Raw genomic sequence first — 9,709 nt, forward strand, 5'->3', positions numbered from 1 at the left:
ATGAATTACTTGTAAAATTTGGAATTGATTATCGTGGGTTTCCAAACCCACGTTCAAGGTTCCACAAGTTTCAGTTTTGTTCAATTTTCAAGGTCCTGCTGCGCTATCGCGTCTCCGTGATAGCTTGTATATTATATATCAGAAACGCTTGATTGTCAAGGGGTTTTCTGAAAGTTTTTTGAAGAATTTCTTCTTCAAAAAACATATACAGGCTGTTATGAAGCGCTTTTCGCGGCGTGTCCGCCGCGAGACAGCTTGATTATTATAGCAAGGAGTATGACTCTTGTCAACAGTTTTTTCGGATTTTTTGACAAATTTTGAGAGTGATTTTTGGACAAAGTGTATATTGGGGTGGTGGGTGGTGATAGGTACAAGGGGTTGCGATGGGAAGGTGGGGCGGGCGGCATGTATGCCGCCCCTACACGGGCGACCTGGCGGGAGTAAGGGGCAATAAAGGCAATGTGCAGCGGAGGGTCAAGTCCCCTTCCTGCAATATGAAAGATTAAATTGCAGTAACGGCAAGGTGGAGGGCCGGGCATGCCCGGCCCCTACGGCGCAACAGATGGGGAAAGTTGGTGATGCGGGAAGGTGGGGCGGGCGGCATGTATGCCGCCCCTACATGGGCGACCTGGCGGGAGTAAGGGGCAATAAGGGCAATATGCGGCGGAGGGGCAAATTTCCTCCCTACAATATGGAAGATTAAATTGCAGTAACGGCAAGGTGGAGGGCCGGGCATGCCCGGCCCCTACCGAGTGGTAAATGGATAAGTTTACGCTATATGTTTCAACATTGTTTGGCTGACGTTGTGGAAAAGTCTTGCAATTTGTACCTTATTATAATAGTATAAAGACAATATGTTTGAAATGAGGTTTTCCCATGATCCTGGCATTGAATATTGGCAACTCCAACATTACGTTCGGCGGGTATACGCCGGACGGCAAGCTGGTGTTTTCGTCGCGGCTGTTTGCGGACACCGCACTGAGCAGCGATGAGCTGTTATATAAAATCGTAAATATGTTGGCCCTGTATGGGGCGGAGCCGCAGCAGATCACAGCGGTCATCTTTTCCAGCGTGGTGCCGGCGCTGACGCCGCGCCTGCGCGAGGCCCTGCGCAAGATGTGCGAGTGCCAGATCATGGAGGTCGGCCCCGGGCTGAAAAGCGGGGTGCGTATCCGCATGGATAACCCGGCCCAGCTGGGCGGCGAGCTGCTGTGCGCCATCGTGGGTGCGCTGCAGCACTGCACGCCACCTTGTGTGGTGGTGAACTTTGACACCGCCACCACGCTGCTGGCCGTGGATACCACCGGTGCGCTGGTGGGCGGCGCGATTTTGCCCGGGCCGCAGTGCTCGCTGGGGGCGCTGATCCGCAACACAGCGCAGCTGCCCCAGGTGGAGCTGGAGGCCCGCCCCCGCAAGCTGCTGGGAACCAACACGGCGGACTGCCTGCACAGCGGCATCGTGTACGGCACGGCGGCCATGCTGGACGGCATGGTGGCGCAGATACGCGGTATGCTGGGGGCCAGCGAGGCCCCGGTCGTGGCGACAGGCACGCTGCCGGACAGTGTGCGTGCGGCCTGCACGACCGAAATACACTACCGTGAGACGCTGATTCTGGAAGGTTTGTATGTGATTTGGAAGAAGAATGCGCGGAAGTGAGTTATAAGGCTAAGGCTGGCGGAGCAGAGCCCCGCCCCTACGGTTCGCTAAAAGGGTAAGCTGCAATAATGATAAGGCTGCGGGCCGGGCATACCCGGCCCCTACTTTATTTTTATAAATGGGTATGTTATAATGCATTATGTATATTTCTGTACAAATTCATAGAGAAAGGGCATTTATCATCACCCATGCAACATTTTAAACAAATCAACTGGAAGAAATTTCTCTTACAGGGGGTACTCCCCTGCCTGCTGGCTGTGGCGGTCGGGTTTATCTCCCGCTATCAGCTGGAATTATCCGACGGCGTCACGCCCAGCTTTCTGGAATTGCAGTGGCCGCTCTACGCGCCGCTGAACGCCCTGACGGCCTTCTGCCTGACGCTGATCCTGTTTGCCGTGCTGGGCAAGTGGAGCCACGCCACCGGCATTTCCGGCGCAGTGTTCACCGTTATCGCGCTCATCAACTACTATACCCGCGACCTGCACGGTTCAGCGCTGATGCCCCAGGACATCTTAAACCTAGGCACCGCCGCTGAGGTCATGGGCAGCTACACGCTGAAAATCACGAAAGACGTTGTGACCATCGCCCTGCTCTACCTGCCGATTCTGGCAATCGCCTTTGTGCAGGCGCAGCTGGTCAAGGGCGCCCCCAAGCACGCCAGCTGGAAGATGCGCGGCGTGCGCGTGGCGGGCAGTGCGCTGGGCGTGTTCCTCGTCATGTTCTTCGGCTACTTCGGGCCTGTGACCATCAAGCCCAAGACCACCTACGGCTGGGCGTGGCAGAACACCTACTACACCTACGGCTACCTGGCCGGAACCATCGAGGCCACGAGCCTGATGTCCGACCCCATCATCGAACCAGAAAACTACACTGACACTGCCGTGCAGACCGCCGCACAGAAAGCCGGTGACTACGTGGCCCCCGCCAGCCCCGAGAGCGCCGAGGACTACCCCGACGTCGTGCTGATCCTTTCCGAGAGCTTCTACGACTTTGACCTTGTGACCGACCTGCAGGCCGACACCGACATTATGCCGGTCACGAAAAACCTGCCCAACTCGGTCTACGGCCACACGATCAGCCCCCACGTGGGCGGCGGCACCAACTCGACCGAGTATGAGATGTTGACCTCCAACTCGCTGATCCTGATGCCCAGCATCACGCCGTTCAACTGGCTGAACCTGTACAATTCCAACAGCATCGTCAGCTACCTGAAGGGCCTGGGCTACTCCACGATGGCCGCCCACCCCTACACCAACTCCAACTACCGCCGCGACTCTGCCTGGCTGGCCATGGGCTTTGACGAGACGCACTTCCAGGACGACTTCACGAGCCAGGAATACTATGGCAGCCGCCCCTACCAGACGGACTCCGCCACCTACCGGGATTGGGAGAAGATGTACGAGGCCATGCCCGAGGACAAGCCCCGGTTCAGCTTCTTAGTCTCCATCCAGAGCCACGGCGACTACGATATGAACGATGCTTCGCTTGATATTGTCCACGCGGGCACCGACTACGGCGAGTACGATGAGCTGATGGACGAGTACCTGAGCTGCATCAAGATGACCGACGCCGCCGTGCAGGAGCTGTGCGACTATTTCACCGAGCAGTACGAAAAGACCGGCCGCAAGGTCATTGTAGCCATGGCCGGCGACCACGCGCCCAGCTTTGTCAAGCATGTGGCTGACGCGAGCTTTGCCGCCACCGACAACGATTTGCAGATTTTGGAGCGCAGCACGCCGTTCTTCATCTGGGCGAACTACCCGCTGGAGCACACGGCCGCCGCCACCAGCACCACCGACCCGCTGAACCGCATGGACATGGTGATGCTGACCCCCACCCTGTTGCAGCAGGCTGGGCTGCCGCTGAGCGATTATTATAAGTATCTGCTGGAAATGAAGCACAACACGCCGGTCGTGACCGCCGCCAACGACTACATGAAGGTGGACGGCACCACAGCCGAGTACGGCACAGACCCCGCGCTGGACGAGTGGGCCAAGGGCTACCTGGCGCTGGAATACAACAACATTGGTGTGCACGCCAAGCGTGACCAGAGCATTTTTACCCCCGCAGAATAACTGGGAGGAATCCGTATGACAGGTCTTAGACGAACCTTGCGCGACCGCCGCGGCTTTACGCTGGTGGAGTTGGTGGTGGTGCTGGTGATTTTGGGCATAACGGCGAGCTTCGCCGTGCCCGCGCTGACCGGGTACATTGACACCAGCAAGGAGAAAAAGGCCGTCAGCGAGGCGCAGGCGTGCGTGATGGCGGCGACGGATTTGGGGGCCGCACAGTACGCAGATGAACAGAAAAAAGCCGTCGAGGCTAAATTTGGTGGAAGTGCCACCCTAGGCAACCTGGGTGGTTGGATCACTCTTCTCCAAAGCACAGACGCCCCTGCCGTTACCTCTGGTGAAGTGGCCTTGACGGAGGGGCGCGGCCAATATTACCTGCATACTACAAGCCAGCCTTCCGGCAATATGCCCATGACCAAGATGTATGAAATTGTGCCCGATATCTTGAGCCGGGCCGATGTGAGTGGCTCCGTTGAGGAACTTACCTTCAACACCGAAGGTGTGCTGCACTATCTGGTCTACAAGAATGCAGATGGTATTATCGTCGTATATACGAATGACAGCAGCACAACCACGGTAAAAAGTGACGACAACAATGTTGTGACCGTGCCGACGCCGAAAGCGACGGATGCTCCCACAGACCAGCCAGACGAAGAAAAATCTTATACAGGAACCGACAAAGAAAATAAAGTCCACAAAAATTAGCACCAGGTCGGCAAAAACAAGTACACCATAGAATAACTCTGTTTAACGCCACACCGCCCCTTGCATGGCAGCCATGCAGGGGGCGGTGTTTATTTTTCTTATTTTCCAGGGTACGTTCAGCCTGCGGCAAACGCGCCCCTCATCCGGCCCTTTGGGCCACCTTCCCCCTAAAGGGGGAAGGCTTTCTACTCAAACTCTTTCCAGTAAATTTCTGCGCTTCTGGTCATTTCCTGGGAAAAGTCGCTGGCGTATTTGCGGTTGCAAAAGGCGGTGACGGCTTTATCAAAGTCGTAGTCGGGCTGGCCGTTGGCGACGGCGCGGGCGGTGAAGTCGGTGCGCAGCTCGTCGGGGGTGCGGTCGCGGTAGGTGTTCTCGCAGACGACGGCGGCCTCGGCAAAGCGGGCGGGCTTGGGGCGGCGCTGCTGCTGTTCGGTCGGGCGGCCAAACACCAGCATACAGGCGGGCACCACAAAATCCGGCAGGTGCAGCGCGTCCCGCATGGCCTCGACGTTCTCGATGACGTCACCAATGTAGCAGCTGCCGATGCCCATAGATTCCGCGGCGACGACGGCGTTCTGCGCAGCGATGCAGGTGTCGGCCATAGCCAGCATCAAATCGCCCGCGCCGGGCTTGCGCACGTCCTCGATGCCCGCCGCATGGTAGGCGTTCAGCCAGCGGCGGCAGTCGGCCAGGAACACCAGTACCAACGGCGCTTTGGCGATGAACGGCTGGTGGTCGCACAGGTCCGCCAGCGTGGCTTTCAGCGCCGGGTCGGTGATATCCAGAATCGTGTACAGCTGCTGGTTGCCCGCCGTGGGTGCCTGGAACGCTGCGTTCAGGATGGCCGCCCGCTCGTCCGGCGTGACGGGGTCGGGGGTGAATACCCGCACGCTTTTGCGGGCGGTGAGGGCGGATAAAATCGTATTTTGGATCATAGAAAATCTCCCTTTTTATAAACCAGCAGGGGCAAGGCATACCTTGCCCCCAACCTTGCTGTGCTTACGGCAAAGTTGAGGGCCGGGCATACCCGGCCCCTACAATCTCTGCTTATTTTTTCTTCTTCATAAACTTCGCCAGCAGCGTATCCAGCATGCTCAGCACCTCGCGGATGTTCATGACGCAGACCACCGCGGTGATGCCTACCACCGGCAGGGCCCAGCGCTCCAGGTTCATCATGCACCAGATCTCGCCCAGCACCAGCGCCAGGTTCAGCACCAGCCACGCGGGGTGGAAGTCTATTTCCAGCAGCCCGCGTGTGGAGTAGGCGCGCAGCAGGAACACCAGCATCAGGCTCAGGAAGCTGGCCGGGGTAACGCCCCACGGCCCCCAATGCAGAATGAACAGGTAGTTCAGAATCAGGTTCAGCACCGCGCCCGCCAGCATCGTGAACAGCGACCCGGTCGACCGCTTATACACGACGTAGATGCTGTTCAAAAACTGGTTCAGGCAGGTCAGCATCGAGCAGAGCGTCAGGAACGGCACGAACGTCCAGGCGTCGAAATATTCGGCCTTGAACACCCGCATGAGCACCTGGCACAGCATGATGATACCCGCCACGCAGCAGAACAAAACGCTGGCATACACGCGGAAAATTTTGGAGAAAAACGCCTCGCGGTCGGTCTCCTCGGTCACGGCGGAGAGCTGCCATGCCTCGTAGAAGATGCTGCCCAGGATCGTGATGATCTGCGGCAGGAAGTACCCCGCCGACAGCAGGCCGACCCAGTGGTTGCCGCTGCGGCCGCCATAGTTCTCGCACATGCCCTGCACAAAGAACATATCGCTGGCGTTGATGATCCAAAAGCTGATGGACGCCGGGATCATCGGCAGGCAGTAGCGCAGCATATCCTTCCACAGCGCCGTGTTGAACGCTTTGGGTTTGAAGTACCGCCAACACCCGCCCGCGATGAACACAAACACCATGGATGTCAAATCGGCCAGCGCGTTTGCCAGCAAAAAGCCGGTCGCGCCCATTTTAAACACGCTGAGGAACAAGAGATAATACAGCAGCAGACTCAGCGTCGTCAGCACGCCGTCTATCGCCACCAGCCGGTTCAGCATCCGCGCGCGGATGAACTGGGTACACAGCGTGCGCAGGCAGCTTGCCAGCACGCAAAGGTACAAAAAGCCCAGATATTCCGCCGCATTGGGTATCAGCCGCACCAGCGGCATGGCCAGCAGCAACACCACAAAGCCCAGGCTGATCGTAGCCGCGCCGTTGACGAACACGCTGGATTTGTCGGTTTCCTTATCCAGGCCAAACCGGATGACCGCGTAGGCCACGCCCAGGCTGACCACCGGGATGAGCAGGTTGGTGGCCTGCTGCAAAAGGCTCGACACGCCCATGACATCCGGCGAGTCCAGCGCGTAGCTCAAGTACGGCCGGATGAAGAAGCTGAGCAGCTTGGAGCTGAAGTTGGAGATGGCAAACAACAGCGTATTGCTGACAAGCGTCGTGTATTTTTTCTGTGGAGATGGCAAGATAGGACCTCCCTTTTGGATGTTATTGGATTGTAAGGGCGCGGCATCCCCGCCGCCGAGCTTTGGCTTCCCCTTGGGGGGAAGCTGCCGCCTGCAGGCGGCTGATGAGGGGCAGGCCTGCCGCTGCTGCCCCTTTCCCGGGCGGCATCCATAAACACGCCCCTCATCCGGCCTTACGGCCACCTTCCCCCCCCAGGGGGAAGGCTTTCCCGGCCGTCACCGCATTTTCAACAACTTTTCCCTCTGTTTATAATCCGGCATGACCCTTGCTACAGCCGCCCAAAACGCCGGGCTGTGGTCCGGGTGGGCAAAATGGCAAAATTCATGTACGACCACATATTCCTGCGCCGCCAGCGGCATCACACAGAGCCGCCGCGCAAAGGCCAGCGTGCCGGTGCGCAGGCTGCACGACCCCCAGCGGGTGGTCATGTCCCGCACGGCGATTTTGGGCATATGCCCGCCCGGGCAGCTGGCCGCGAACTGCGGATAGTATACCCGGCAAAGCGCCTGCATATGGGCCAGCGCATCCGCCTTTGCGGGCAGTTCGGGGCGCTCGGCCTCCTCGCGCTCGCGCCGGACGGCGGCCCGGGCCTGTGCGCTGCGCACCCAATCGGCCCGTGCGGCCACAAAGGCATCCACATAGCTTACCGGCACCCGCACCGACGCACTGGCCGCCACGGAACCATCGGCCCGCACGCGCAGGTTGATATTGCGCACCCGCCGCCGCGTCAGTGTGTAGGCAATGCCCCCCGCCGTGCGTTGCTGCACCTTTTGTGCCGCCAAACTGCCGCCCCCTTTTTTATAAAGAATATATGCCATATTGTACACGCATTTGCGGGAAAGTGCAAGCAAAAAGGCGGACACGCCGCCCGCCTGAAATTTTTTCGCATTTGTCTTAACTTTTCGCCGCCGTGCCCCTATATAGAGAGTGAACCTACTGATAAGCTGCAAACAGAAAGGACGTATTTGCTATGAAATCTACTCATCAGACGTTACTTGCACTCTCCGTTTCCTGCGTGCTGGCGGCCAGTCTGGCAGGCTGCGGCGTCCAGATCACCGGCGTAGCGCTGGACCTGCCGGACAGTCTGGAAAAAGGCGCGGTCATCACCGCCGAACCCGAATACATTTTTGACGGTGCAACGCCCGAGAGCGCCGCCCTTGCCAAAAAGCTGGACGCACTGGGCATAGGCTATGTGTCCAGCGATCCCACCGTCGTAATGGTAGACGACTTCGGCAACCTTGCCGCGCTCAAGGCGGGCACGGCCGAGGTAGCGCTGTCCAGCCAGGACGGCACCCTCACTGCCAGCAAGACGATTGAGGTCGTTGTCACGCCGACGGGCATTACCACCACGGACACGCTGACCCTGACCACTGGTGAAACCGCCGCGCTGGAAACCGCCGTGGCCCCGGAGGACGCGACCCATGTTGCCATTACTTACACTTCTTCCGACGATGCCATTGCCACGGTCAGCGACGCGGGCGAGGTCACAGCCGTGGCGGCGGGCGAAGCGGATATCACCGCCGCTGTGGACGGCACGGAGCTTGCGGCTGTCTGCCAGGTCACGGTTCTGCCTGCGATTGAAAGCGTCGAATTGAGCGACACCGCGCTGACCCTGCAGCCCGAGGAAGCGGCGCAGCTTACCTATACCGTAGCCCCCGAAGAAGCCCTTGCCGACAATGTTACTTATACCAGCAGTGACGAAACCGTTGCCACGGTGGACGCGGAGGGCAATGTCACCGCTGTTGCTGACGGTACGGCCACTATTACAGTTGATGTAAACGGTGTGACGGCTGAATGTGAAGTCACGGTCGCCACCAAGGCCGCCAGCACAGTGGGCAACAGCAATAATGGTTCTTCTACCACTTCCAGCGGTCAGGCACAAAATTCTAGTGCCGCGGCTTCTTCCAGTTTTGAATATGGCGCAATTCCGTTTAGTAATGCGAACGATGGAACGTGGTGGTACATCGACCAAGCCGATTCTCCCTATTGGGCTGTACTCAACAATATCAATGCCATGCGTGCGGCTGGCGGCCTTTCTGCTTTGTCGGCCAGTAGCGGTCTTGACAGCATTGCTTATAGTAGATGTGACTACCAGTTAAAAAATAATACATTGTCTCACGATGGAGCACAGACTCCCGAAATTCTCGCTCAAAGTCAAAAGAGTGCTTCGGAAGTTTGTAGTGCATGGCAAAACAGCCCCAGCCACTACGCTGTTATTATGAACCCCAATTTTACGCAAATTGGTATCTGCTGTTATTTTGAGATTGGCGGTAAGACCATTTGGTGTTGCACGTTTGGGTAAGAGGAATATCCTGATTTTAAATCTAGTATAACTATACCACAAGTAATTTCAAAAATTTACTATATATCATCATATTTTTAGCAGAGCAAAAATAAAAAGCACCAAAATCTAACAAAACGCTAAATTCTGGTGCTTTTTGGTGACCCGTACGTCCATCTCCCCCGCCCTAAAAACAGCCCACAGGGCTGTTTTTGCCCTGCGGGACGCGGACGCAGGGCCCGGGCTTTTCGATTCCCGTATGGGTCACCATTTACGCCCGACACCTGTTGAAAAGTAAATATAAAGAAAAAAGCACTACCTCAAGTGAAGTAGTGCTTTTTGGTGACCCGTACGGGAATCGAACCCATGTTACAGCCGTGAAAGGGCCGTGTCTTAACCGCTTGACCAACGGGCCATATAATACAAGATTTCGCTAAAACAGCAAGCAACTTATCGGCTACTATTGCAACCGACCCCCAAGTATTTTAGCGAAACCTTGTATCATGTGGTAGCGGT

The 9,709-nt window shown here is 57.3% G+C and carries 7 protein-coding genes and 1 tRNA gene; 4 read left to right on the forward strand and 4 right to left on the reverse strand.

Translation table 11 applies throughout. The features are described 5' to 3' along the window. Positions 1-876: 876 nt before the first annotated feature. From ACZO0A_RS11865 to ACZO0A_RS11875, 3 genes are all read left to right on the forward strand, one after another. On the forward strand, positions 877-1,656 hold the full coding sequence (locus tag ACZO0A_RS11865; protein WP_215692619.1) for a type III pantothenate kinase: 780 nt from the start codon (positions 877-879) through the stop codon (positions 1,654-1,656). Positions 1,657-1,844: 188 nt separating this feature from the next. After that, positions 1,845-3,731, forward strand: a complete 1,887-nt coding sequence (locus ACZO0A_RS11870; RefSeq protein WP_302375854.1) for an LTA synthase family protein — start codon at positions 1,845-1,847, stop codon at positions 3,729-3,731. A 15-nt stretch (positions 3,732-3,746) separates the two neighbouring features. Further along, complete coding sequence (locus ACZO0A_RS11875) at positions 3,747-4,433, forward strand: prepilin-type N-terminal cleavage/methylation domain-containing protein (RefSeq protein WP_291232280.1); 687 nt, start codon at positions 3,747-3,749, stop codon at positions 4,431-4,433. Between the two features lie 185 nt (positions 4,434-4,618). Here the strand turns inward: ACZO0A_RS11875 and ACZO0A_RS11880 are convergent, their stop codons facing one another. The 3 genes from ACZO0A_RS11880 to ACZO0A_RS11890 all read right to left on the reverse strand — a co-directional run bounded on the left by ACZO0A_RS11880 (position 4,619) and on the right by ACZO0A_RS11890 (position 7,694). Continuing rightward, positions 4,619-5,368, reverse strand: a complete 750-nt coding sequence (locus ACZO0A_RS11880; protein ID WP_486846377.1) for a nitroreductase family protein — start codon at positions 5,366-5,368, stop codon at positions 4,619-4,621. Positions 5,369-5,480: 112 nt separating this feature from the next. After that, complete coding sequence (locus ACZO0A_RS11885; RefSeq protein WP_302375856.1) at positions 5,481-6,911, reverse strand: lipopolysaccharide biosynthesis protein; 1,431 nt, start codon at positions 6,909-6,911, stop codon at positions 5,481-5,483. 216 nt (positions 6,912-7,127) lie between these two features. Beyond that, positions 7,128-7,694 carry a M48 family metallopeptidase gene (locus ACZO0A_RS11890; RefSeq protein ID WP_291232282.1) on the reverse strand — a complete coding sequence of 189 codons (567 nt, stop codon included), beginning with the start codon at positions 7,692-7,694 and terminating at the stop codon, positions 7,128-7,130. A gap of 188 nt (positions 7,695-7,882) precedes the next feature. Between ACZO0A_RS11890 and ACZO0A_RS11895 the strand changes: the two genes are divergently transcribed. Then, entirely contained in the window at positions 7,883-9,214 is a 1,332-nt protein-coding gene (locus ACZO0A_RS11895) for an Ig-like domain-containing protein (RefSeq protein ID WP_302375858.1), read from the forward strand. 319 nt (positions 9,215-9,533) lie between these two features. Here ACZO0A_RS11895 and ACZO0A_RS11900 read toward each other — a convergent pair. Then, a tRNA-Glu gene (locus tag ACZO0A_RS11900) sits at positions 9,534-9,608 on the reverse strand. Between the last annotated feature and the right edge of the window lie 101 nt (positions 9,609-9,709).

Source organism: Gemmiger sp. (genome assembly GCF_057431175.1).